The sequence below is a fragment of the Paracoccus sp. (in: a-proteobacteria) genome (assembly GCF_046462195.1).
GTDB lineage: Bacteria > Pseudomonadota > Alphaproteobacteria > Rhodobacterales > Rhodobacteraceae > Paracoccus.
Window position 1 is genome coordinate 1 of the sequence record NZ_JBKGUN010000216.1, and the last position, 24,042, is coordinate 24,042.

The 24,042-nt window shown below is 65.3% G+C and carries 26 protein-coding genes; 14 read left to right on the forward strand and 12 right to left on the reverse strand.

Annotated elements, in window-relative coordinates; translation table 11 throughout:
- Positions 1–165: 165 nt before the first annotated feature.
- From ACLHHB_RS13385 to ACLHHB_RS13400, 4 genes are read left to right on the forward strand one after another with little or no spacing between them, the layout of a single operon-like run.
- Positions 166–1,467 carry a flagellar hook protein FlgE gene (locus ACLHHB_RS13385; RefSeq protein ID WP_410218779.1) on the forward strand — a complete coding sequence of 434 codons (1,302 nt, stop codon included), beginning with the start codon at positions 166–168 and terminating at the stop codon, positions 1,465–1,467.
- Positions 1,468–1,498: 31 nt separating this feature from the next.
- Positions 1,499–2,944 (forward strand): flagellar hook-associated protein FlgK, encoded by a 1,446-nt coding sequence (flgK, locus tag ACLHHB_RS13390; RefSeq protein WP_410218780.1) that lies wholly within the window; start codon positions 1,499–1,501, stop codon positions 2,942–2,944.
- 3 nt (positions 2,945–2,947) lie between these two features.
- Positions 2,948–3,964, forward strand: a complete 1,017-nt coding sequence (locus ACLHHB_RS13395) for a flagellin (RefSeq protein WP_410218781.1) — start codon at positions 2,948–2,950, stop codon at positions 3,962–3,964.
- Between the two features lie 20 nt (positions 3,965–3,984).
- Entirely contained in the window at positions 3,985–5,064 is a 1,080-nt protein-coding gene (locus tag ACLHHB_RS13400) for a flagellar basal body P-ring protein FlgI (RefSeq protein WP_410218804.1), read from the forward strand.
- A gap of 3 nt (positions 5,065–5,067) precedes the next feature.
- On the opposite strand, the gene ACLHHB_RS13405 is transcribed toward ACLHHB_RS13400, so the two are convergent.
- The 10 genes from ACLHHB_RS13405 to ACLHHB_RS13450 all read right to left on the reverse strand — a co-directional run bounded on the left by ACLHHB_RS13405 (position 5,068) and on the right by ACLHHB_RS13450 (position 10,718).
- Positions 5,068–6,003, reverse strand: coding sequence for a glycosyltransferase (locus tag ACLHHB_RS13405; RefSeq protein WP_410218782.1), 936 nt, complete (start codon positions 6,001–6,003; stop codon positions 5,068–5,070).
- Positions 6,004–6,107: 104 nt separating this feature from the next.
- Positions 6,108–6,686 (reverse strand): hypothetical protein, encoded by a 579-nt coding sequence (locus ACLHHB_RS13410; RefSeq protein WP_410218783.1) that lies wholly within the window; start codon positions 6,684–6,686, stop codon positions 6,108–6,110.
- Positions 6,687–6,695: 9 nt separating this feature from the next.
- Positions 6,696–7,421, reverse strand: coding sequence for a flagellar basal body L-ring protein FlgH (flgH, locus tag ACLHHB_RS13415; protein ID WP_410218784.1), 726 nt, complete (start codon positions 7,419–7,421; stop codon positions 6,696–6,698).
- A 14-nt stretch (positions 7,422–7,435) separates the two neighbouring features.
- Positions 7,436–7,849, reverse strand: coding sequence for a flagellar basal body P-ring formation chaperone FlgA (gene flgA, locus ACLHHB_RS13420; protein ID WP_410218785.1), 414 nt, complete (start codon positions 7,847–7,849; stop codon positions 7,436–7,438).
- Positions 7,849–8,634: a flagellar basal-body rod protein FlgG gene (flgG, locus tag ACLHHB_RS13425; protein ID WP_410218786.1), complete on the reverse strand. Its 786-nt coding sequence runs from the start codon at positions 8,632–8,634 to the stop codon at positions 7,849–7,851. Before flgG ends, flgA begins: the two co-directional genes overlap by 1 nt.
- A gap of 9 nt (positions 8,635–8,643) precedes the next feature.
- Positions 8,644–9,360, reverse strand: a complete 717-nt coding sequence (locus tag ACLHHB_RS13430; protein WP_410218787.1) for a flagellar hook-basal body complex protein — start codon at positions 9,358–9,360, stop codon at positions 8,644–8,646.
- 1 nt (position 9,361) lies between these two features.
- On the reverse strand, positions 9,362–9,628 hold the full coding sequence (locus ACLHHB_RS13435) for a flagellar biosynthetic protein FliQ (protein WP_410218788.1): 267 nt from the start codon (positions 9,626–9,628) through the stop codon (positions 9,362–9,364).
- Positions 9,628–9,912, reverse strand: a complete 285-nt coding sequence (gene fliE / locus ACLHHB_RS13440) for a flagellar hook-basal body complex protein FliE (RefSeq protein ID WP_410218789.1) — start codon at positions 9,910–9,912, stop codon at positions 9,628–9,630. The genes ACLHHB_RS13435 and fliE overlap by 1 nt, the downstream gene beginning before the upstream one ends.
- Before the next feature lie 11 nt (positions 9,913–9,923).
- A complete protein-coding gene (flgC, locus tag ACLHHB_RS13445) occupies positions 9,924–10,316 on the reverse strand; it encodes a flagellar basal body rod protein FlgC (RefSeq protein WP_410218790.1) in 393 nt (130 codons plus the stop codon).
- 12 nt (positions 10,317–10,328) lie between these two features.
- Complete coding sequence (locus ACLHHB_RS13450; RefSeq protein WP_410218791.1) at positions 10,329–10,718, reverse strand: FlgB family protein; 390 nt, start codon at positions 10,716–10,718, stop codon at positions 10,329–10,331.
- 102 nt (positions 10,719–10,820) lie between these two features.
- On the opposite strand from ACLHHB_RS13450, the gene ACLHHB_RS13455 reads away from it, so the two are divergent.
- Both ACLHHB_RS13455 and ACLHHB_RS13460 read left to right on the forward strand, forming a co-directional pair.
- A complete protein-coding gene (locus ACLHHB_RS13455; protein WP_410218792.1) occupies positions 10,821–12,143 on the forward strand; it encodes a FliI/YscN family ATPase in 1,323 nt (440 codons plus the stop codon).
- Between the two features lie 140 nt (positions 12,144–12,283).
- Positions 12,284–13,015 carry a Crp/Fnr family transcriptional regulator gene (locus ACLHHB_RS13460; protein ID WP_410218793.1) on the forward strand — a complete coding sequence of 244 codons (732 nt, stop codon included), beginning with the start codon at positions 12,284–12,286 and terminating at the stop codon, positions 13,013–13,015.
- Position 13,016: 1 nt separating this feature from the next.
- On the opposite strand, the gene ACLHHB_RS13465 is transcribed toward ACLHHB_RS13460, so the two are convergent.
- Both ACLHHB_RS13465 and ACLHHB_RS13470 read right to left on the reverse strand, forming a co-directional pair.
- Positions 13,017–14,174, reverse strand: coding sequence for an extensin family protein (locus ACLHHB_RS13465; protein ID WP_410218794.1), 1,158 nt, complete (start codon positions 14,172–14,174; stop codon positions 13,017–13,019).
- Complete coding sequence (locus ACLHHB_RS13470) at positions 14,171–15,451, reverse strand: L,D-transpeptidase family protein (RefSeq protein ID WP_410218795.1); 1,281 nt, start codon at positions 15,449–15,451, stop codon at positions 14,171–14,173. The genes ACLHHB_RS13465 and ACLHHB_RS13470 overlap by 4 nt, the downstream gene beginning before the upstream one ends.
- Before the next feature lie 148 nt (positions 15,452–15,599).
- Between ACLHHB_RS13470 and ACLHHB_RS13475 the strand changes: the two genes are divergently transcribed.
- The 8 genes from ACLHHB_RS13475 to ACLHHB_RS13510 all read left to right on the forward strand — a co-directional run.
- Entirely contained in the window at positions 15,600–16,655 is a 1,056-nt protein-coding gene (locus ACLHHB_RS13475; protein ID WP_410218796.1) for a C4-dicarboxylate TRAP transporter substrate-binding protein, read from the forward strand.
- A gap of 4 nt (positions 16,656–16,659) precedes the next feature.
- Complete coding sequence (locus tag ACLHHB_RS13480; protein WP_410218797.1) at positions 16,660–17,166, forward strand: TRAP transporter small permease; 507 nt, start codon at positions 16,660–16,662, stop codon at positions 17,164–17,166.
- Positions 17,166–18,494 (forward strand): TRAP transporter large permease, encoded by a 1,329-nt coding sequence (locus ACLHHB_RS13485; RefSeq protein ID WP_410218798.1) that lies wholly within the window; start codon positions 17,166–17,168, stop codon positions 18,492–18,494. Before ACLHHB_RS13480 ends, ACLHHB_RS13485 begins: the two co-directional genes overlap by 1 nt.
- Positions 18,494–19,318 carry an IclR family transcriptional regulator gene (locus ACLHHB_RS13490; protein ID WP_410218799.1) on the forward strand — a complete coding sequence of 275 codons (825 nt, stop codon included), beginning with the start codon at positions 18,494–18,496 and terminating at the stop codon, positions 19,316–19,318. Before ACLHHB_RS13485 ends, ACLHHB_RS13490 begins: the two co-directional genes overlap by 1 nt.
- A gap of 10 nt (positions 19,319–19,328) precedes the next feature.
- A complete protein-coding gene (locus tag ACLHHB_RS13495; protein ID WP_410218800.1) occupies positions 19,329–21,413 on the forward strand; it encodes a 3-hydroxyacyl-CoA dehydrogenase NAD-binding domain-containing protein in 2,085 nt (694 codons plus the stop codon).
- Positions 21,410–22,585, forward strand: coding sequence for an acetyl-CoA C-acyltransferase (locus ACLHHB_RS13500; protein ID WP_410218801.1), 1,176 nt, complete (start codon positions 21,410–21,412; stop codon positions 22,583–22,585). Before ACLHHB_RS13495 ends, ACLHHB_RS13500 begins: the two co-directional genes overlap by 4 nt.
- Positions 22,585–23,766: an acyl-CoA dehydrogenase family protein gene (locus ACLHHB_RS13505; RefSeq protein WP_410218802.1), complete on the forward strand. Its 1,182-nt coding sequence runs from the start codon at positions 22,585–22,587 to the stop codon at positions 23,764–23,766. Before ACLHHB_RS13500 ends, ACLHHB_RS13505 begins: the two co-directional genes overlap by 1 nt.
- A gap of 4 nt (positions 23,767–23,770) precedes the next feature.
- Positions 23,771–24,042: acyl-CoA dehydrogenase family protein (locus ACLHHB_RS13510; protein WP_410218803.1), on the forward strand; the 272-nt coding region annotated here is incomplete at its 3' end.

The window sequence follows — 24,042 nt, forward strand, 5'->3', positions numbered from 1 at the left end:
GCGCGTCAGCGCTTATGGCGACCGCCGCAACCGGCAGGGCAACCCGATGGACGCCCGCAACAACCGCGTCGAACTGATCCTGCTGCGATAAGGGCGGGATTATCCGAATCTTAAACCTTGTCGCGCAGGATGATGGACAACACTGAACCACAAGGGTGCCTGTCCATGTCCATCTCTTCCGCGATGAATGCCGGTGTGTCCGGTCTGGCGGCGAACTCGTCTCGCCTTGGTACGATCTCGGACAATATCGCGAACGCATCGACATTTGGCTATAAGCGCGTCGAAACCGAGTTCGACGCCATGATCGTGGGGCAGGGGGCGGGGCTTTACACGGCAGGCGGCGTCCGCACATCGACCCAGCGCGTGATCACCCAGGCCGGCGCGCTTGTGACGACCACCCATCCGTTGGACCTTGCCATGACCGGTCGCGGCATGCTGCCGGTCACGACCTTGGCCAGTGCCAAGAGCGGCGGCGATCCCGTCATGATGATGGCCCGCACCGGCTCGTTCCGGCCCGACGCCAACGGCATCCTGCGCACGGAGAGCGGGCTGGTTCTGATGGGTTGGCCGACCAATTCGAATGGCAGCATCCCGCTGGTGTCGCGCGATTCACCAGCGGCGCTGCGTCCCATCCGGATCGAAGCAAACCGTCCCGTCGGTGATCCGACCACGCGCGTCGAGATCGGTGCGAACCTTCCCGCGACGGAAACGCTGCCCACGGCTTCGGGCGCGACAGTGCCTGTCCGGATCGAATACTATGGAAACCTGGGAACTTCGGAGGCGCTGAACGTGACGTTCACGCCGGACCGGAACAATACGACCGGGCTGTCGAACAGCTGGCTGGTCGAGGTGCGCGACACGGCTTCCGCGGGGAACATGATTTCATCCTTCCGCGTGACCTTCGACGACAGCCAGGCTTTGGGGGGCAGCATCCAGTCCGTTACCCGCATTACCGGTCCGGCCTATGATCCTGCATCGGGCACGATCCCGCTTGCGGTTGGGGGCGGTGCCATGGAATTGTTCATCGGAAGCCCTGGTGGCTCTTCCGGGCTCAAGCAACTGGCAGCGCCCTTCTCGCCCTCGAACATCAGCCGCAACGGATCGCCTGCCGGTCAGCTGGTGACGGTCGATGTTGATGGGGAAGGGCGGGTGAACGCCACCTATGATACGGGTTTCGTCAAGACGCTGTACCGCATTCCGGTGGTGGACGTGTCGAACCCGAACGGGTTGGTCGCGACTGAAGGCCAGGCATTCAAGCCGTCTCGGGAATCGGGCAGTTTTTATCTCTGGGACGCAGGCACGGGACCCACGGGCGAAATCTCGGGGTATGCCCGCGAGGCCTCGACCACCGATATCGCGCAGGAACTGACACACCTGATCACCACGCAGCGCGCCTATTCATCGAACGCCAAGATCATCCAGACGGTCGACGAGATGCTGCAGGAAACCACCAACATCAAGCGCTGACCGGCAGATCGCGCCGCGCAGGAGGCCGTGAATGAGCATAGCCAAGGCAATTTCGAACGCAATGACCGGGCTGGCCGCCACCAGCCGCGGCACCGAAACGGTGGCCGGAAACCTCGCGAATGTCATGACGCCCGGCTATGCCAGGCGCGAGATGGTTACCAGCGTGCAACTGAGCGGCGGCGTCCGGATCGACGGCGTGGCCCGGATCGTCAACGCAAGCCTTCTATCGGAGTCGCGTCTGGCATCGGCTTCGATGGGCGATGCATCGGTTCGAGCTGCGTTCCAGAAGCAGATGGAAGGGGTGATCGGGCTGCCGGGTGACAGCGCGGCCCTCAGTACCGCACTGACGTCGTTTCAAACAGCGCTGGGATCCGCCGTGGCCCGGCCGGATGACGAACCACGCCTGGCCCAGGTGCTGAACAGCGCCACCACGCTTGCCGCGAAACTGAACACGGCCTCTCAGGCGGTGCAGGCGGCGCGCAGTGCCGCGCAACAGGCAATCGCCACCGATGTCGGCGTCCTCAATACATCTCTGGAGCGGGTGGCGTTCCTGAACACGCGCATTGCGGTGCTGGTGGCAAGCGGTCAGGATGCCGCGCCGCTTCTGGATGAGCGGCAGCAGGCGATCGATCGGATTTCCTCCATCGTGCCTGTGCAGGAGGTCACCCGCGAGGCAGGCAAGGTTGCCTTGTTCACCAGCGAGGGGGCAGTGCTGCTGGATGGCAGTCTGCCGGCAACGGTCGGTTTCCAAGGCGGCGACCTTGTGACGGCGGGCCAGACGGTGGGGGCACCGCTTCAGATGCTGACCCTGAACGGGGACGCCTTGTCGCCCGGGCAGATGCGGCTGTTCGCGGGCGGATCGCTGGCAGGAAATTTCCAGATCCGGGACGAACTGGCACCGCAACTGCAGGCGGAATTGGACGCCATGGCCTATGACCTGCATCAACGTCTGGCCGATCCTGCAGCGGACGCCACTTTGGGGGCGGGCGATCCCGGGTTGTTCACCGATCAAGGAGGGCGTGCGCAGGCAGGGGCGATTGTCGGCCTTTCAGGGCGTCTGGCGGTCAACGCTGCCGTCAATCCGGCGGAAGGTGGCGCACTTTGGCGCATCCGGGGCGGACTGGGTTCGGGCGCCACGCCCGATCCTGTCGGACGGACGGAAACGTTGAACGGCCTTCTGGCGGCGCTGGACGCGGCGCGGCCATCGCATCCGGGCAGTGGCTTCGACGGCAACGCCTCGATTGCCAGCCGCTTTGGCACGGTCGAGGCGCGCGTCGTGACCCGTCGTGTCGGTGCCGAAAGCGACTTGGCAAGCCGCAGCAGCCGTCATTCCACCATCAATTCCAGCCTGATGGCGGGCGGGGTGGACAGCGATGCCGAAATGCAGCGCCTGCTGCAATACGAGCAGGCCTTTGCCGCGAACGCACGCGTGCTGAACGCCATCAACGAGATGATGAACCAGATCCTGAGGATTTAAGCCATGCCCCTGAACAGTATCGGCGATCAAGCCCGCGCCTTCGCGCTGCAGGTCGCATCGAACCGCCTCAAGACCGTGATGACCACGCTGACCAAGGAGGTCGCCTCGGGCGAGGTGTCGGATCTGGGGCAGCGCCTGCAGGGAAACACGCGTGCCTTGAACGAGATCGAAAGCCGGATCGGCATCACGAGGCAGATGGAAACTTCGGGCAAGGAGGCCGGGATCCAGCTGCAGGCCTTGCAGGACATGTTCGAGGCGGTGCGGACGCGGACCAGCAGCATTGGTCCTGCACTGGTGGGGGATCCCTTTGCCAAGACGCCCATCCAGCAGCAGACCCGTGCAACCGAGATGCTGCAATCGCTCGAGGCGGTCGTCCAGTTCATGAATGGCACGAACAGCAACCGCTTTCTGATGTCGGGGCAGGCCAGTGATGTGAAGCCGTTGTCTGACGCTTCCGTCATTCTGGATCGCCTGCAGACCCTGACGGCCGGCATGACGTCGGCCGATGACATCGCGCAGGCCATTTCCGACTGGTTCGACGCGCCTTCGGGTTCGGGCGGGTTTCTGGACCAGGCCTATCATGGCAGTCTGGGGGCGGGTCAGCGATTGCCGGTGGGTGATGGGGTGATGATCGAGGTGACCACGACGGCAGCAAGCCCTGCTGTGCGCGATCTTCTGAAGGGGCTGGCGACGGGTGCAATGCTCGAGCGAGGGGCGCTGACAGGAGATATACAGGAAACAGGGCGCCTGATGCAGCATGCGGGCAGCGTGCTGACGATTGCCGACACCTCCATTCTGGCCGAGATGGGCCGGATCGGCCTCAACCAGCAATCTGTCGAGCGCGCTCAGGCCACCAACGCCAGTTCATTGTCGACGCTGGAGCGTTCGCGCAACGATATCCGCCGTGCCGATCCTTACGAGACGGCAACGGCCCTGACCGAGGTGCAGTCGCAGCTGGACGCTGTCTATGCAGTCACTGCCCGGTTGTCGAAACTCAAGCTGGTGGATTACCTGCGGTGAAAAAGTTCCTGTGTGCGGTGATGCTTTGGTTGTGCTGCGGGCTGTCGGCCCTTGCCGTACCCGTTCGCATCAAGGATCTGGCCGACTTTGACGGTGTTCGGGGCAACGACCTGGTCGGCTATGGCCTTGTGGTGGGCTTGGACGGGTCGGGGGACGGGATGCGCAATGCGCCCTTTACAGAGGAAATGCTGGCGAGCCTGCTGGAGCGCCTCGGCGTCAATGTCACCGACGATGCGCTGCGGTCCAAGAACGTGGCCGCCGTCATCGTGACGGCAAGCCTGCCCCCTTTTGCCCGGTCGGGAAGCCGGATCGACGTGAATGTTTCGGCAATTGGGGATGCCAAGAGCTTGCTGGGCGGCACTCTGGTGATGACGCCTCTGAAGGCGGCGGATGGCAATATCTATGCGGTGGCGCAAGGTTCGATCATCGCGGGTGGTGTGGCGGCCTCGGGTGACGCGGCACGGGTAGTCGAGGGTGTGCCAACAACCGGCAGCATTCCCGTCGGCGCGCGCGTGGAACGCGAGGTCGAATTCGACTTTGCAGGCATCGACAACATCCGCATTGCCCTGCGCAATGCGGACTTCACCACGGCCACCCGCATAGAGGATGCGATCAACCGTGATTTCGACCGCGGCTTGGCGGTGACCCTGGACAGCGGCACCGTTGTCGTGAACTTCCGGGGCCTCGGCGATGTCAATCCGGCCCGTGTGGTCGGGCGGATCGAGAATCTGCTGGTCGAGCCTGAAGACCGTGCCAAGGTCGTCATCGACCACAAATCGGGTACCATCGTGGTGGGAGAGCGGGTGCGCATCTCACGCGTGGCCGTGTCTCAGGGAAATCTGACATTGCAGGTCAGCGAGGCGCCGATGATCTCGCAGCCCAACCCGTTCGCGCAGGGCGAGACGGTCACCGTGCCCCGTACCGCGGTCGAGCTGCGGCAGGAGCCGGGAATTGGCTTTGCGGAAGTCGCAGGCGAAACCAACCTGAGCGATCTGGTGGCAGGATTGAACGCGCTTGGGGTCCGGCCGCGCGACATGATCGATATCCTGAAATCGATCCACTCGGCCGGTGCATTGCATGCGGATCTGATCGTCGAATAGCGATCAAGGCAGCCGCAGCGAGCCTGAAGCGACCGCCAGCCACAGCGCCGCCGTCCCTGCCGCTGTCTGCCGATAAAAGCCCCCGCGCCGCATGGCTTTCAGAGCCTGCGGCGTTTGGCATGTCTGCATCTGCCGCAGCTGGTCGAGGACGTCTTGATGGGCGGCCGGCATGAGATGGGCCAGTGGCTCCAGCGCGGCACGATTGGCTGCCAACCAGGTGCCGAAATCGCCTGCCATCAGCTTGGACAGGCGGGCTTTCAGCGCCGGCACGGTATCATTCCGTCCCACCTCGCTGCGTGGATGCTGCCGATAAAGCAGTGATGGCCGAGGATCGTGGATCAAAACCGCACCAAAGGCCGAAGTGACCTGATACGCCCACCAGTCATGCGAAAGAATGCCCGCGCGACGGGCATCAGGCGCGGCCCGTTGCAGCAGCGCGACAGCACCGGGATTGAAGACCGAAGTGTTGCCCGCCATGATGGCCTGGACCAAGGCGTTGCGGAGCCCGAGGGGGCGACGAAAATGACGCGAGGGTGCAAGGGGGCGCAGTTCGCTGTCCGTGATGATGGTGCGGGCGGCATAATGCGCCGGGCCGGCATGCGGCGACAGGGCGGCAACGCCCCGTTCCAGCTTGTCCGGAAACCACAGATCGTCCTGATCGCAAAAGGCTGCCAGACAGTCCGGCGGGACGTGGTCCAGCATCCACAGGAAGTTCATCGTCGCACCCGCCTGCGGTCCCTTGATCAGAGACACGCGTCCGATCGGCAGGGTGGCTGCGAAATCTTGGACAATCTGCGTCGTGCCATCGTTGGATCCATCGTCAGAAACGATCAAGGACCAATCCGCATGGGTCTGCACCCTGATGCTGGCCAGCTGGGTCGCCAAGTGGGCGGCGCCCTGAAAGCTGGCAAGCAGGATGACGACGTGGGATCGTGGCATGGGGCGCCCAGTACGAAGAAAAACGACATCGGCCGGAGTGCGGATGCGCTCCGGCCGATGTCGGTTCTGGCCCGAGGCGCGGGCAGGGGCAAGCGCGGCTTACATCATTGGCGCGCGATATCTTCGATCAAAACAGCCGTCGCCTTCTGATCCGAAGCTTCCTGCGCCGTTTTCAGCAGCGCGGCCCGCAGGGGCGCCAGGCTGCGCTCGGCGGTAAAGTTCCCGTCGAATCCGCCAGTGTTGGCATGGATCATCAGTTGGCGCAGAAGCGCGTCCCTCAGGATGTGCTCCTTGCGGGCAAGTGCCGCCAGATCTGCACCGTCGGTCTGCAGCGTCAGTGTCAGGATCATCATGCCGCGCATGTCGCCCTGGCGGGTCAGAGGAACGAAGAACTGCGTGGGAAAGGTGAAATAGGCCGGTTCGCCCGCCACTGCGCCACCGCCGCCATGGCCGCCCCCGTGATCGGCCTTGGCGGGGGTTCCATGGGCATCGGCGGGGGCGCCATGGCCGTCGTCATGGGCATCGTCCGTCGGGACGGGCTCATGTCCGGCATCGTGTTTCCCGGCCGCTTCGGGTTCATGTCCTGTAGCCGCCTTGCCGCCGGGGCTACGCAGCATGTCCCCTGCAACGGCACCGCCCACCAAGGCCAGGATCGCGGGAAGGATCAGGATCAGCTTGCGCATGGGATCACCTCAATAAGGCAGAAGGACGTCAGCGATCTGCTGACCATAACGCGGTTGCTGCACGTCGCTGATCTGGCCGCGTCCGCCATAAGAGATGCGCGCGCCCGCAATGCGATCATAGGCGATCTCGTTGTTGCGGCCGATATCGGCAGGACGGACAAAGCCGCTGACGGTCAGTTCGCGCAGTTCGAAGTTGACCCGCACCTCCTGTGTGCCTTCGATCTGCAACGAGCCGTTGGGCAGCGTGTCCACAACCGTGGCCGCGACCCGCAGCGTCAGCTTGTCGCGACGAGAGATGTTGCCCGCACCCTTGTAGTTCGACGACGACGAGGCATCGGCCAGATTGTCGAACCCGGCTCCTTCCGGCAGCTTGTCGGCCAGACGCTGGGGAATTCCGACCATCTGTGGAATCGACAGGGATTCCTTGGAATTTCGCGTTCGGCCTGAACTGTTCGAGATTTCCGCCTTGTCGTCGATCTGGATGACGACGGTCAGGATGTCGCCCCGAATGGCGGCGCGACGGTCGCTGATCAGCGAAGACTGCGAACCTGCCCAGAGCGAAGCCGAGGCTTCGGGGCGGCCCGAATCGACAGGCAGATCCAGAGGAGGATTGGTCATGGCGATGAACTCTTCGGAGTCGCGGACCGAAGTCAGTTCAGGCGGGCGGCCGATATGGGCGGCGCGTGCGCAGCCGGAAGCGGCCAGGACCAGGCACAGCAAATAGGCGGGTTTCACGGAATTCTTCCTTTTCAATGGGTGACGGCCAGCGAGCCGTCGGGCATGACCTGCGCCGTCACCGTGCTGCGCGAGCCCATGTTCATGACGCGGATCCTGTCGCCTGCCGCACCGTCGTCCAGGGCGCGCCCTTCGGTGTCGATCCGCAACGCGCCGCGCAGATAGGACAAGCGCACGATCTGGTTGCGCCCGACAATGCGGGGGGGCTGCAGCATGTTGGCGTGCAACGGACGTCCCTCGTAAAGGGTGATGCGCGTCTGCATGCCGATGGCCGCGGAAGGATCCGTCAGGCCCGGACGGTCAGTGTCGATCACCCGCAGATCGCCTGCCTCGATGATGCTGCCGGCGGGCAGGGTGCGTGCGGCACCCAGGCCTCCGGCCAGGGCCGCGCCCGGCAACAGCGCCAGAAGAAGAACCAGCGCCCGCATCACCGCACCTGCGTCGTCGCGCCAAGCATCTGGTCGGCAGCGGTGATGACCTTGGCGTTCAGTTCGTAGCCGCGCTGCGCCTTGATCAGTTCGGTGATTTCGCGCACGGCATCGACCGAGCTTTCCTCCAGATAGCCTTGGCGCAGTGTGCCCAGGCCGTCCTGACCCGGATTCACCACCTGCGCCCCGCCCGACGCTGCCGTTTCGATGAAAAGGTTGGAGCCGATGGCCTCCAGCCCCTTCTCATTGGCAAAGCCTGCCAGGGTGAACTGGCCCAACAGTTCGGGTTCGACGCGATCGTTGAAATAGGCAAAGACCTCGCCACCCGCATTGATGGTGATGGCGCGCGCATCTTCGGGAATGGTGATGTTGGGCACCAGCGGATAGCCGTCCGAAGTCACGATCATCCCGTCGGGCGAGCGTTTCAGCCCGCCGTCGCGCGTGTATCCCGACAGGCCCGAAGGCAGCGTCACCTCCAGATAGCCGTCGCCCTCGATGGCCAGATCCAGGTCACCTCCGGTCGCGACCGACGCGCCCTGCTGCAGGTTGATGCTGACGGCGGTGGGGCGGACGCCCAATCCCAGCTGGACACCGGCCGGGATGACGGTTCCGTCGGCGGCGGTGACGCTGCCGGGACGGGCGGCCTGCTGGTAATGCAGGTCGGCGAATTCGGCGCGGCGCGCATTGTAGCCGGTGGTGGACATGTTGGCGAGGTTGTTGGAAATCACCTCGACGCGGGTCTGTTGCGCGCTCATGCCGGTGGCGGCGATCTGCAGGGCTCTCATGGCGGTTCCTTATCGGGTCATGGCGGTGATCGCGCCGCGGATGCGTTGATCCTCGCGATCGAGGAAGGTCTGGCCCAGCTCATAGGCGCGCTGGACCTCGATCATGCGGGTGATCTCGAAGATGGGATCGACGTTCGATTCCTCGAGAAAGCCTTGGCGGATACGGCCGTCTTCCAGCGGCGCGGGCTGACCGTCGATGCTGAAGGCGGTGCCGCCCTGGTGGTCCAGCGAAACCCCTTCGGGGGCTGACCACAGGCCGATCCGGCCAAAGGGTAGGCCGTTGGCGGACAGGGTGCCGTCCGCACCGATCGCGACCGCATTGGCCCCGGCGGGCAGGATGATGGGGGCTTGCCCTTCGTCGAGCAGGCGATGACCGTCTGCGCTCATCAGTTCGCCCTCGGGCGAGGCCATGAAGGCGCCGGCGCGCGACAGGCGCAGGCCTTCCGGGCTTTCCAGCAGGAAAAAGCCTTCGCCCTCGATGGCCAGGTCCAGGCTGTTGTTCGTCTGCGTCAGCACGCCCTGCTTCAGGTCCAGCATGCGGCCGCGGGCATGGGCCATGGACAGCGTGTCGCCGTTGCGGTCCAGTGCGGAAAGATGTTCGGCAAAGATCACGCCTTCACGGCGAAAGCCGGTGGTGTTGGCGTTGGCGATATTGTTCGCGACAACGCGCATTTCACGCATCAGGCCGGACTGGCGGGTCAGGCTGGCATAGATGGCGTTGTCCATGTCAGCTGCCCGCGACCAGGGGAATGATCTCGTTCAGGTAGAAGTCGGACAAGGCCGTGGTCATGAAGCTCATCGAGACCCAGAAGACCACCAGCATCAGCCCGACTTTGGGCACGAAGGTCAGCGTCATTTCCTGCACCGAAGTCAGTGCCTGAAAAAGGCCGATGACGACCCCCGCAATCAGCGCCACACCCAGCAGCGGGGCCGAGATCCGGACCGAGATCATCAACGCCTGGCGCAGCATGTCGAAAAGAACCGCTTCGCCCATCACACGGGCATCCTCAGGATTTCCTGATAAGCCTCGACGACCTTGTCGCGGATGGCCACAACCGTTTCCATCGCCAGTTCGGCCTCGGCGATGGTCTGGACCAGCTGATGCGTGCTCAGCTGGCCCGTCATGGCCCCGGTCGAGACCTGGTCCACCTGGGCCATCTGGGCGGCGAACTCTTCGGCCGCCTGGCTAATGCGGGTGATGCCGGACGCGCTCGAGGGTTCGGGCGCGACGGCGTTTCGGGCAGCCGAATAGGCGGAGGCAGCGTTCATCGTGATCATGGAAAGCCCTTTCAGCGGCGGAGGAGATCGAGGAGCGACGCGCTCATCTGGCGGGTCTGCTCGAACATGCGAAGATTGGCCTCATAGCTGCGGCCGGCTTCGCGGGCGTCGGCCAGCTCGATCACCAGATCGACATTCGAGCCTTCGTAATAGCCCTCGGCATCGGCCATCGGATGCGCGGGATCGTGGATGCGGGGCAGGGGCGAATGGTCCAGCTGCATGCGGCCGGCCTGAACCTCGCCCGTCGGGCGGCCGAAGCGCACAGCCTCCTCGAAGCTGACCAGCTTGCGGCGGTAACCGGGCGTGTCGGCATTGGCCATGTTTTCGGCCGAATGGCGCAGCCGTTCACTTTGCGCACGCATTCCGGACGCTGCCAGTCGCAGCGGTGAGATCGGTTCGGTCATGTTCGTTTTTCCTTACCTGCGACCCAGGCTGGTCCGCATGAGGTCCAGCCCCGAGCGATAGATGGCAAGCGACTGCTCGTGCTCGCGCTTCAGTTCGGCGGCACGCACCATCTCTTCCTCCAGCGAAACCGAGTTGCCGTTGGGCGAAACGGGTCCCGCGACCTCCATGGTGCGGGCGGCACCGGGGGACCAGTCGGGCGCCGCCAAGTGGCGGGCCTGTGTCGTGCGCAGGTCGCCGCCGCTCGATGCCTTGCGATAGCTTTCGGCAAAGGGCTGCATGTCGGCCGCGCGATATCCGGGCGTGTCCGCGTTGGCGATGTTGCGCGCCACGATGACATGGCGCTGCGAGGCATGGTGACCCAAGGCACGGGCCATCCGCAGCATTTCGATTTTCTCAAACATGAGGCTTCTCCTCATTGGCGATAACCCCGTCTTAACCCCGATTCCTTTAGAAAGCGTTTCAAAGGCCGCGGAAATTCGCCGCCCGGAACATCGGAGTGAGCCATGGACAGACTTCAATCGATCGCCCGCCGGATGGCCGACCTGCGCATTGCCACCCATTACGGCCGCGTGCAGGCGATCCGCGCGGGCTTGATCGGTATCGAAGGGTTGAACGGTCGCGCTTCGGTCGGTGACCGTGTGCGGATTGCCCGGCAGTCCGGGGAACTGACGGCCGAAATCGTCGGCCTGGGGCCGCGCACGGCACAGGCCCTGCCGGAAGGGGCCATGGAAGGGCTGTCCGTCGGGGACGAGGTGCGCCTGCTGTTCGCGCCCCGGATCGCGCCCTGCGATGCCTGGATCGGGCGCATCCTGGATCCATTGGGCCAGCCCCTCGACGGACGCCCCCTGCCGCAGGGGCTGGTTCAACAGGGTTTCCAGTCCGAGGCCCCGCCAGCCGTTACGCGCAAGCGTCTAGGCGCGCGCCTGCCCACGGGTCTTGCCGTCTTTGACACGCTGCTGCCACTGGTCGCGGGACAGCGCATCGGCCTCTTCGCGGGATCGGGCGTGGGCAAGTCCACGCTGTTGTCGCAGATGGCACGCGGCGTGCAGGCCGATGTGGTCGTCATTGCCATGATCGGCGAGCGCGGGCGTGAACTGCGCGAATTCGTCGAAAAAACCCTGGGCCCCGAGGGGATGAAGCGCGCAGTTATCGTGGCTGCAACCTCGGATCGTTCGCCGCTGATCCGCCGCCGCTGCGCCTGGGCCGCCATGACGATTGCCGAACATTTCCGCGACCAGGGGCGCCATGTCCTTTTTCTGGCGGATTCGATCACCCGCTTTGCCGAGGCTCATCGCGAAATCGCCTTGGCCGCGGGCGAACCTCCCAGCTATCGCGGCTTTCCACCTTCCGTGTCGAACCTGATCATGGCGCTGGCCGAACGTTCGGGTCCGGGGCCCGAGGGGACGGGGGACATCACAGGCATCTTCAGTGTCCTTGTGGCAGGGTCGGACATGGAAGAGCCGGTGGCCGACATCCTGCGCGGCACGCTGGACGGGCATGTGGTTCTGGAACGCACGATCGCGGAACGGGGACGGTTTCCAGCCATCGATGTCGTGCGGTCCGTGTCCCGATCGCTGCCGGATGCCGCCAACGCGGTGCAGAATGCGATGATCGGGCGCGCGCGTGCCGCCCTGGGGGCGTATGCCGAATCCGAACTGATGATTCGTGCAGGCCTTTACGCCCCGGGGTCGGATCCCAAGCTGGACGAGGCGGTGCGTCTTTTTCCCCAACTGGATGAATTCGTCACGCGGCGCTGCCCGGCTGTCGCCGACAGCTTTGCGGCACTGGAGGCGGCCTTGCGCGTTCCCGGGCGCCCGCGCGGGTAAGGGTGCGCATGGACCAAGGAATGAAACTCAAGCCCCTGCAGTGCGTTCCACAGCTTAATGAATGTTAGAACCTGACCGGAGGGCATTGCACCCAAAATACCGATTTGCCAGTGTCCGGCAGTTGAAGAAAGGAGGGTGGAATGGCCATCACAGAATATTTTATCCGCTTTCTTCAACGGCGTGACAGCTTGTCGGACAAGGATCTTGCCCGATTGCGGGCGTTGCGGACACATAGCGCCAGCTTTGCTCCGGGCGAGGTGATCGTGGATGCCGCCCGTACCACCGGACGCAGCTGCATGATGCTTCGAGGCCTTTCCGCGCGCTCCCATCAATTGGTCGGTCGTCCGGAAGAGCGGGTGATCACCGCCCTGCACGTGCCGGGCGACTTCGTGGACCTGCATGGTTTCGTCCTCGCGGGCTTGGAACATTCGGTTGTGGCGGTCGGCCCGGCCGAGGTCGAATTCATCGACCATTCCGAACTGACCGAGATCACCGAGAACTTCCCCCACCTGACACGCCTGTTGTGGATGGCGACCTTGATCGATGCGTCGGTCCACCGGCAATGGCTGGTCGCGGCTGCGTCCCTGCGCTCAAGCGCGCACCTGGCCCATCTTCTGTGCGAAGTCTACACCCGCTTGAATGCCGTGGGCGCCGCGGCGAACCATCACTTCTCGTTGCCGATGCTGCAACGGGAACTGGCAGATATTCTGGGATACTCGCCCATCCATGTGAACCGGGCGGTGCGCGATCTGCGTGACAGGGGGCTGATCCGTTGGTCGGGGGCCGATGTGACCATTTTGGACTGGAAGGGTCTGGCCATGCTGGCAAGGTTCGATCCGGCCTATCTGGACATGGAACGCCAGCGACGCTGAATCATTCACACAGCCGCCAGCCGTTGTTCCGTTCTGCCACATCCAGATGCAGATGGTCGTCATGCGCCGCGTTCGATCCGGGGCCCAGCACCGTCGTGAACAGCAGGCAGGCCGTTCCGCGTGCGGCGCGCTGAAAGGATTCGCCCAGATCGCCCTCTCCGGTCCGCGGCGTCACGGGCAGAAAACCCGTGTCATCGGGCCCTGCTTCATCAAGAACAGGTTCGGCAAAGCGAAATCCTGCAATGTCGATGGCGTTGCCATTCGCATGTTCGGAAGGTTTGGGTTGTGCCTCGCCCGTGCCGACCCGATCACGACAGGTGTAACCCGGACCCGTTTCCAGCGCCGTCAGTTGCGGCGCTCCGGGCAGCAGGGCCGCAGCCGGACGCAGGAAGTCGCGCGTCCAGAATCCCAAGGCGCGGGCCGTGTCGCAGCGCATCACAGGCTCGCCCGTCAGGGCGACCCCGGGCAGGATCCGTGTCACCCGAATGGGACGGGCGATGCCGCAGTCGCGGTTGTCCGGGTCGGTGACAGGCGGCTGAACCTCGAACGATGTGCCCAGCAGGGACAGCGCCAGCCGACAGGCTGCAAAGGTGGCCTCATCTTCCGCCTGCAGGAACCAGGCAGGCGGCAAGGGGGGCCCGAATGCCTCGTCCTGCACCGCCCCGGGCGCCGGACCGTCCTCATCCGCCAAGGCGTCGGTTGTTGCATCGGTTGGCACCTCATCCGCGCTGCCTTCGGCCTCGAGGGGCATGGCCGCATCCGGCGCGTCGCCTGCGGGGCGCACGGGCGGGCGCCTGTCCGTGTCGGTTGTCGCGGGGGCCGCAGCGGGACGCTCGGCTCCGCCCGCGGGCGTTTCGGGCGACGGGTTGGGGCGTTCCTCCGTGACCGCGTCTGCCGGGGCGGGAGCAGGGGCAGGGGCAGGGGCCGGGTGAACCTCACCCCCTGACGGCACTTCGGGGGCTCGGTCAGGGCGCTTGGCACCCGCGGGCGCGGCAGGTGCGGGGGCAGGGCGGTTGCCCGGCTCCGCGCTCAGGCCGGGCGCGGCTGCGGGTCGATCTCCTTCCAGGGCTTGGGTGGTCGGAGCGGGAGGGCGATCCTGTGCCATCGCCGCCCCGGCCGACAGGAGTGCAACCAGGGTCAGCGCCGCCAATCGTGTCATGGCTGTTGTCCTTCGATCGGGGGCAGGACAAACCCTTCAGGCAGGGCGCCTGACAACGCATCGCTGAGGGGATCGTTCTGCGGGGGCTCCTGTTGGTCGGTTCCGGCCTCGGCCGGGGTCAGGCTGTCCTGCGCCGCTGCAGGAGCCTCGGCCTGCGGAAGCTGCATCGGATCCGGCAGGGCCAGCGGCTGTTCGGTGACCGGGACCTGCGGTTCGGTCACGCCTTCCGGCATGGCGATTTCGGCCACCGGCGCAGCCTCTCGGCGGGTGCCACCCGTCACATCGGCGATGGTGATCCCCGCGTCCAGGAATTCGACCGATGTGGTGCCGGTCTGGACCATGCCGGCCAGTTCCTCGGCATCCCAGTTCGTCAGGCGGACGCAGCCCATCGACTGGTTGCTGAACAGCTGCGACGGGGTAGGTGTGCCATGGATGCCATAGGTGGGCTTGGTCAGGCCGATCCAGACCGTGCCCACGGGCCCGTTCGGCCCCGGCGGGATCACCAGCTTGCGGTCGTTGTCGCCCTGACGGAAGTTGACGTCGGGGTTGTAGGTATAGTTGGGGTTGATCGCGACCGTGCGGACGCTGTGGGTTCCCGCAGGCGAAGGCGTTGCCGAGGAGCCGATGGTGGCTGGGTAATCGACGACCATCCGGCCTTGGGTATCATATCCCGCGACGCGGCGGTTGTCCTTGTCGATGATAATTCGCGTCACCTGCCCCTTCATCGGCGGGTTCGGCGCCATGACCTGAATGGTGGCGCCGGGGACCAGCGCGATGCCGGGGTTCAGGAAGGCGATGAACTTCTCGTCCATGTGGAACCGCTCGCCCAATCGCTCGGCAACGCTGGTATGCGCCAGTTCGGACATTTCGGCCTTTTCGGCGTAATCGGTCGGAATGGCGTCGACCAGGCCCTGCGCATCGGCCTCGGTGATGGTATAGCTTTGCGTGACCGGGCGCGTCGCATAGGCCTGCAACAGGTTCCAGACATGCGGGTCCATGATGCCGTCCATCGGCAGGCCGGCACGACGCTCGAAGGCCTTGATGGCGCTCTGGCTCATCCCGCCCTTGAAGCCGTCGATGACACCGGGAGAGGTGCCGGACCGATCCAGCAGGATCTGCACCTTGGCCGTCAGGGGCGTGCGACCCGAAGGAAGGTCGCCGCCATCATATTGCGCCGCCTCGATCTGGGCCGCGTTGAAGGGGACATCCTGCTGCGCCAGAGCAGGCAGGGCGGTGGCAAGACCCAGGACGAGGGCCAGCGTCAGCCGGTAGGGCATGGGGGAACTCCGATCAGTCAGGATCGACCATTCAGGATTGCGCGGAAGATCGCCAGATAGACCATCGGTCACGTTTCGGTCAATTCAGGATTGTATTCCGCTCTGCGGAATGGCAGCCTGCATGTTGAAACAGGGAGGAGGTTTCACCATGACCACATCGTCGTTCAAGGCGCTGATGGCGGGCAGCCTGATGGCCGCGCTGGCCGGGGCTGCATCTGCCGAAACCGTGCTGCTCTACGGAGAGCCCGGTCCGAACCGGGGCGCACGGGCCGAGGCCACCCAATGGTTTGCCGATCAGGTGGCCGAATTGTCGGAAGGCGACCTGCGGCTGGACATCACCTGGGGAGCCGCGCTGTTTTCCGAAAAGGCGGCCGTGCAGTCGTTGCGCGACGGAGTGGCCGACCTTGGCAGCGTGATTGGCGTTTATTTCCCGCAGGAGATGGTCGCCTATGGCATCGCGGACCTGCCCTTGCAGAACCCCGATCCCTGGGTGGGCATGAAAGCCACCGACGCGCTGATGCGCAACAACGAGCAGATCAAGGCCAACCTGGCAGCCCAGAACCTTGTTTATGTCGGCACCTACACGACCTCGGCTGTGCAGATGGGATGCAAGGGACCGGCGGTGTCTTCCGTTGACCAGCTCACCGGCAAGAAGGTGCGTGGCGTGGGGGCTTATGGCCAGACTTTCCGTGACCTGGGGGCGACTTTGGTCGACATGACGGTCTACGAGGCCTACCAAGGCCTCGAAAGCGGGCTGATCGATTGCACTCAGACCTATTCCTATCTCGTCAAGGCGCTGAAGTTCGACGAGGTTTTCGACAGCTATACCTTCATCGACTGGGGCCAGATCGGCGCTCTGGGCATCCTGATGAACAAGTCGATGTTCGACGGCCTCGCACCCGAGCAGCAGGAGGTCATCATGACCGCCGGCGAAGGGCTGGCCGACGAATTCGGCCGCATCATCGAGCAGGCCAATGCCGATTCGATCAAGGTGCTGGAGGATGCCGGCAAGGAAATTGTCCGCTTTTCCGACGACGACCGCACCAAGCTGAACGAGGCCGCCCAGCCCTATCTGGACGACTGGGCCAAGCGTGCCGATGCCTCGGGACTGGACGGACAGGCGCTGCTGGATGAATACCGGGGCCTGATCGACCAGTACGCGACCGAACTGGAAGAACAGGGCTATCCGTGGGAGCGCGGCTGAGCCCATGCGCCTGATCGAGCGGACCCTGCTGGACCTGTCGGTGCTGGCCCTGATTGCCTTGGGCGTCGTGATCTTCGCCAATGTGGTGATGCGCGCGGCCTTCGGGTCCAGCCTGCCCGATGCGATCATCCTTGTGCGGGAACTGATGGTCGCGGCCATCATCCTGCCCATGGCGGCGGCAACGGCGGCGCGCAGCCACGTCGCCGTCACCTTCCTCGCCGACCGGATGCCTGCGCGCATCCGGTCACGGCTGATCGTGCTGGGCCATGTCGTGGGCCTGCTGGCGCTGATGCCCCTGATCTATGCGGCCTGGCGGGTGACCGGGCAGGCCTGGCAGTCGGGAGAGTTCTATTACGGCGACCTGAACCTGCCGCGCTGGCCGGGCATCGCACTTTTCCTGGCGGGCCTGGTGCTGATGTGGGTGCGGCTGGCTGTCCTGCTGGTGGGCGACCTGCGCCAGTTGCGCCAGGGCGACATCATCCTTGACGCAGACGGAAACGAGGTCACCTGATGGATGCGATGATGATCGGCATGGTCGCGATGGCCCTGGTGCTGGTGCTGCTGGCCCTGCGTGTGCCCATTGCCTTTGCGCTGGCGGGGGTGGCAGGGATCGGCACGTTCCTTGTTTATGCGACCCGCGCGGGCGGCTGGATGCCGGAGCGGGCGCTGAACCCGACCAGTTCGGTCCTGTTCTCGAACTTCTTCGACCTCGTGCATTCCTATGACCTGTCGATGGTGCCGCTGTTCGTGGCGCTGGGCAATATTGCCTTTTATGCGGGCATCACGACACGCATCTATGATGCCGCGGCGGTCTGGCTGCGCCAGCTGCCCGGGGGGGTCGCCATGGCGTCCGTCATGGGCTGCGGCGGTTTTTCAGCCATCTCGGGATCATCTATCGCCTGCGCCTCGACCATGGGACGCATCTGCGTACCAGAGATGCTGCGCATGGGTTATGACCCGCGGCTGGCCACGTCCTCGGTCGCGGTGGGGGGCACGCTGGGATCGCTGATCCCGCCCTCGGTCCTGTTCATCCTTTACGGCATCTTCACCGAAACCTCCATCGCGCAGCTGTTCCTGGCGGGCGTGCTGCCGGGTCTGCTGTCGCTGGCGGGCATGATTCTGGTCATCGCCTGGTGGGTCGCCCGCGATCCTGCCGCCGCACCGCGCGGGCAATCCGACGGCGCCAGCCGGGCCGAGGCCGCGCTGGCCGCCTGGCCTGCCGTTCTTTTGTTCGTGGTCATCGTCGGCGGCATCTATGGTGGCATTTTCACCGCAACCGAGGCCGCGGCCGTGTCGGTCGTGATGACCACCGCCATCGGCTTTGCCCAGCGCCGCCTGACGCTGGATGTTTTCTGGCGCGCGATCCGGGAAAGCCTAGTGCAGACGGCGGCGATCTTCCTGATCGCGGGGGCGGCCAAGATATTCGTCAGCTTCGTGGCGCTTACCGGACTTGCGGGGGCGGTCGTGGGCTGGGTGGCGGACGCGCAGCTGTCATTTGCCATGCTGATGCTGGTTATCGTGGTGATCTATCTGGTGCTGGGCATGTTCCTTGACCCGATCGGCATCATGGTGCTGACGCTGCCCTTCATGGTGCCGCTGGTCGAAGGCTATGGCCTGAACCTGATCTGGTTCGGCGTCATCGTGGTCAAGCTGCTGGAGATCGGGTTGATCACGCCACCCGTGGGCCTCAACGTCTTTGTCGTCAGCAACGTCACCAAGAACGTCGGCATCGACAAGATCTTTGCAGGCGTGGCCCGCTTTCTTGCAGTCGATATCCTGGTGCTGGTTCTGCTGATCCTGTTCCCGGTAATCTCGCTTCTTATCCCGGGGTCGATGTGATGCCGGAACCGCGCCCTGATTACGAGGAAGACCGCAATTTCGCCACCACGCTGGCGCGCGGTCTGTCGGTGCTGCGGGCCTTTCGGGCAGGGGACGAAGGGCTGTCCAATGCCCAGATCGCCGAACGGACAGGCTTGCCGAAATCCACCGTGTCGCGCCTGACATTCACGCTGGGCTGCTTGGGCTATCTGACCCAGCCGCAGCGGAACGACCGTTATCGTCCCGGGCCGACCCTGCTGGCGATGGGGCATGTGGCGGCGGCTTCGCTGTCCTTCCTCGATCCCGCCCACGAGATGATGCAGGCCTTGGCCGATCGAACGGGAACGCTGGTTCTGTTCGCCGTGCGCGACCGTGACAAGGTCGCCCTGATGCGGACCTGGCGCCCACAACGGGCCGCCTCGATCTGGCTCGAGGTCGGGCACCGGCTGCCTGTCGGGGGCTCGTCCTCGGGGATGGCGGTGCTGGGGGCGGTGACCCACGACGAATTCGCGGCCCTTCTGGCAGATCGCCCCGAACAGCCCCTGGACGGCACCAGCCTGGAGTCCTTGCGACAAGAAGCGCGCGGCCAGCTGATCGGCCACGGTTATGCGGTGGTGCGGCGCGAGTTGCGGTATTCAAAGACCATCTCGGCCGTTTCGGTGCCGTTCCGGTCCTCGCGGCTGGCGGGGCCGGTGGCCTTTTCCTGCGGCGCGCTGGAGGACGTCCTGCCCGGCGCGCGCATCCATGACGAGGTCGGCCCGGCGCTGCGGGAAACGGTTGCACGACTGCAAACGCTGGTCGGGCAGCAAGGCATCCCCGCTTGGTCCGGTGCCCTGAATGACTGAAGGAGTTTCCATGCCTGTCACCTATCATCGCGACGGTACGATCGGCGTCATCACCATCGAAAACCCGCCCGTGAACGCGCTGTCCCAAGCCGTCCGGGCAGGGCTGATGCAGGCCGCCGATGCCTTTGCGGCCGATGCGGGGGCCGAGGCGGCCGTGATCCTCTGTGCCGGCCGCACCTGGGTCGCGGGCGCCGACATTTCGGAATTCGGCAAGCCTCCGGCAGAACCCTTTCTGCCCGACGTGATCAACCGCATCGAGGCCTTGGAAAAGCCCGTTGTCGCGGCGCTGCACGGGACAGCGCTGGGGGGCGGGCTGGAACTGGCCCTCGGTGCCCATGCCCGCATCGCCGCGCCCGACACCAGGATGGGCCTGCCCGAGGTGACGCTGGGCCTGATTCCCGGCGCCGGCGGCACGCAGCGCCTGCCGCGCCTGATCAGGCTGGACCCTGCGCTGCAGGCGATCACCTCGGCCCGCCAGATCCCGGCAACCGAAGCGCTTGAACTGGGCCTGATCGACCACATTGCCGAGGGTGATCCGAATGCCGCGGCCCTGTCCCTTGCCCAAGACTTGGCGGGCCAATCGCCGCGCCGCAGCGGCGACCTGCCCCCCCCACCGGCCGATCCCGCCCTGGTCCAGGGTTACAGAACCCGGCTTGCCACGACGGCGCGCGGCCAGATCGCGCAGGTCACTGCCATCGACGTGATGACCCAAGGCTTGGCTCTGCCCTTTGTCGAAGGTCTGGCGGTCGAGCGCGCGGGCTTTCGCACCCTGATGGACAGCCCGCAACGGGCTGCCCTGATCCATGCCTTTTTTGCCGAACGCGCCGTCGCCCATCTGCCTCGGATCAGGAACGTCGAGCCGCGTCCGCTGGACCGCCTCGGCGTGATCGGCGGCGGCACGATGGGGGCGGGCATTGCGGTTTCGGCGCTGCTGGCGGGTCTGGATGTCACGCTGGTCGAGCGGGATGAAGACGCGGCCTCGAAGGCGCAGGCAACCGTGGCCAAGCTGCTGGACGGGTCGGTCAAGCGCGGCAAACTGGCGGCCCCGCGGCGCGATGCGATCCTGTCGAATGCCTTCCGCACCCGGACCGACTATGCCGCGCTGGGTGAGGCCGACCTGATCATCGAGGCTGTCTTCGAGTCGATGGAGGTCAAGGAGCAGGTGTTCCGAGCCCTCGATCGGGTGGCCAAGCCCGGCGCCGTGCTGGCGACCAACACATCCTACCTGGACGTGAACCGGATTGCGGATGCCACGGGACGACCCGCAGATGTGATCGGCCTGCATTTCTTTTCGCCCGCCCATGTCATGCGCCTGCTGGAGGTCGTGGTGGCCGACCGCACCGCGCCCGAGGTCGTGGCAACCGGATTCGCGCTGGCCAAGCGGCTGAAGAAGATCGCCGTCCGGGCCGGCGTTTGCGACGGTTTCATCGGCAATCGCATCCTGTCGCATTACCGGGCCGCGGTGGATGCGATGGTGCTGGACGGAGCGTCGCCCTATCAGGTGGACCGCGCGCTGACGGATTTCGGCTTTGCAATGGGACCTTATGCGGTATCGGACCTGGCAGGTCTGGATATCGGCTATCTGACGCGGCAGCGTAAGGCCGCGGACCGCCACCCGCGTGACCGCGTGCCGGTCTTTGCGGACCGTTTGTATGAATTGGGCTGCCTGGGGCGAAAGACCGGGCGCGGCTATTATCTGTATGATGGCAGCACCCCGCAGGAGGATCCCGAACTGGCCCCGCTGCTGGAACAGGTGCGCGCCGATCAGGGGATTGCTCTGCGCACCTTCAGCGATCAGGAGATCGTCGCCCGCACCATGGCCGCCATGGTGAACGAGGCCGTGCGCACCGTGGCCGATGGCACGGCCCTTCGACCGCTGGACGTCGATGTGGTGATGCTGAACGGTTATGGATTTCCTCGCTGGCGGGGCGGACCGATGCACTGGGCCGACGCCCAGGGGCTGTCGGCCATTCTTGCCGACATCGACCGTTTCGCCACCGAAGATGACCATTTCTGGCACGCCGCGCCCTTGTTGCGCGAACTGGCCGGGCAAGGCCGCAGCCTTGCCGATCTGAACGAAGGAACCCAGCCATGAAGCATCCTGTCATCGTCCAGGCCGCCCGCACCGCCATCGGCAAGGCCAAGCGCGGCGCCTTCAACGCCACCCATGGCGCCGTTTTGGCCGGCGCCACCGCCCGAGCCGTCGTCGACCGTGCCGGTATCGATCCCGCCCTCATCGAGGACAGCATCTGGGGGTGCGGCTATCCCGAATATGTCACGGGCGGCAATATCGGGCGTCAGGTGGTGATCCGGGCAGGCCTGCCCGACAGCATCGCGGGCGCGACGGTCAACCGCTTTTGCGGGTCCGGCCTGCATGCGCTGGCCATGGGCGCGCAGATGGTCGCGCATGAAGGCGCGCGTGCCGTGCTGACCGGCGGGGTCGAGAGCATCTCGCTGGTCCAGCCGCCCGTCCGCAATTCCCGCGAAGCCTGGATCGAGGCGAACCGCCCCGATCTTTACATGACCATGATCGAAACCGCCGACATCGTCGCCAGCCGTTATGGTGTCAGCCGCGAGGCGCAGGACGAATATGCCGTCCAGTCGCAGGCGCGCACCGCGGCCGCCCAGCAGGCGGGCCTGTTCGATGACGAGATCATCCCGATGACCGTCACCATGTCCGTGACCGACAAGGCCAGCGGGGAAACCACGGAACGCGAGGTCACCATCACCGCCGACGAGGGAAACCGCCCTGGGACCATGCTGGAAGCGCTGGCCAAGCTGGAACCGGTGCGCGGAGAGGGTAATTTCATCACTGCCGGCAACGCTTCACAACTGTCGGACGGGGCGGCGGCGCTGCTGGTCATGGATGCGGACCTGGCCGCAGCCGAGGGTCTGGAACCCATGGGGGCCTTTCGCGGCTTTGCCATCGCCGGCTGCGCGCCCGACGAGATGGGGATTGGGCCAATTCATGCCGTCCCGCGCCTGCTGCAGCGTCACGGGCTGACGGTCGACGACATCGACCTGTGGGAGTTGAACGAAGCCTTTGCCAGCCAGTGCCTTTACTGCCGCGACACGCTGGGCATCGATCCCGAAAAATACAACGTGAACGGGGGCGCCATCTCGATCGGTCATCCCTTTGGCATGACCGGCGCCCGCACGGCCGGGCACCTTTTGCGCGAAGGCCGCCGTAGGGGCGCCAAATGGGGCGTCGTCACCATGTGCGTCGGCGGCGGTCAGGGTGCGGCCGGACTTCTGGAGATCTTCTGATGGACATGCGCTTTTCCCCCGACGAACTGGCCTTCCGCGATCAGGTCCGGGCCTTTCTTCAGGACGAACTGGACCCCGCCCTTGCCCGCAAGGTGCGCCTGCACCAGCACCTGACCAAGGCCGAGATGGAGGGCTGGCACGCGAAACTGAATGCCCGCGGCTGGCTGGCCGGCAACTGGCCGCGCGAATTCGGCGGCGCCGCCTGGAGCGCGATCCAGCGCCACATCTTCGAGGAAGAATCCGCCCGTGCCCACGCACCGCGCGTCGTGCCCTTTGGCATCGCCATGCTGGGACCGGTGTTGCAGAAGTTCGGCAGCCCCGTTCAGAAGGACCATTGGCTGCCGCGCATCCTGAACGGTGACGACTGGTGGTGCCAGGGCTATTCCGAACCGGGCGCGGGCAGCGATCTGGCCGGCCTGCGCTGCCGCGCCGAACGGCAGGGCGACCATTACGTCGTGAACGGCCAGAAGACCTGGACCACGCTGGGCCAGCACGCCAACATGATCTTCTGCCTTGTTCGCACATCGACCGAAGGGAAGAAGCAGGAGGGCATCTCGTTCCTGCTGATCGACATGACGACGCCGGGCGTCACGGTTCGCCCCATCGTCCTGCTGGACGGCACGGCCGAGGTGAACGAAGTCTTTTTCGACGACGTGAAGGTTCCGGTGGAAAACCTGGTGGGCGAGGAAAACCAGGGCTGGACCTATGCCAAGTATCTGCTGACGCATGAGCGCACAAACATCGCGGGCGTTGGCTTTGCCACGGCGGCGCTGGACAACCTCAGGCGGATTGCCGGGGCACAGGTCCACCGCGGCCGCCCGCTGGCCGATGATCCGCTGTTCGCCGCTGAGATCGCCGCGGTCGAGATCGAGTTGATGGCCATGTCCACCACGAACCTGCGGATGCTGTCGGCAGCCGCGCAGGGACAGGCGCCCGGCATCGAAAGCAGCATGCTCAAGATCAAGGGAACCCAGATCCGCCAGCGTCTGGATGCGCTGACACGTCGCGCCTATGGCGGATGGGCCATGGCGCTGCCCGTTCCCGGCAACGAGGGTCCCGACGATACCGACGAGGTGCTGTCGGCGACGGCCACCTGGCTCAACAACCGCAAGCTGTCGATCTATGGCGGCTCGAACGAGATCCAGCGCAGCATCATTGCCGGCGCCCTGGCGAAAGGATGATCCCGTGGATTTCCAGCTTTCCGACGACCACCGCATGCTGCAGGACAGCTTGCGCGGCATCCTGACCCGCCACACGGGCGAGGCGCTCTGGCCCGCGCTGGTCGAGGCCGGCGTCCCCGCCGCGCTCCTGACCGAGGACGAGGGCGGCTTCGACGGCTCGGGCGCGGCCATCGCACTGATCTTTCAGGAACTGGGCCGGGCTGGCGTGGCCCTGCCGCTCATCCCGGCGATGATCGCCGCCGCCGCCTTCGCGCAGGCGGGCCAGCCCGCCGACGA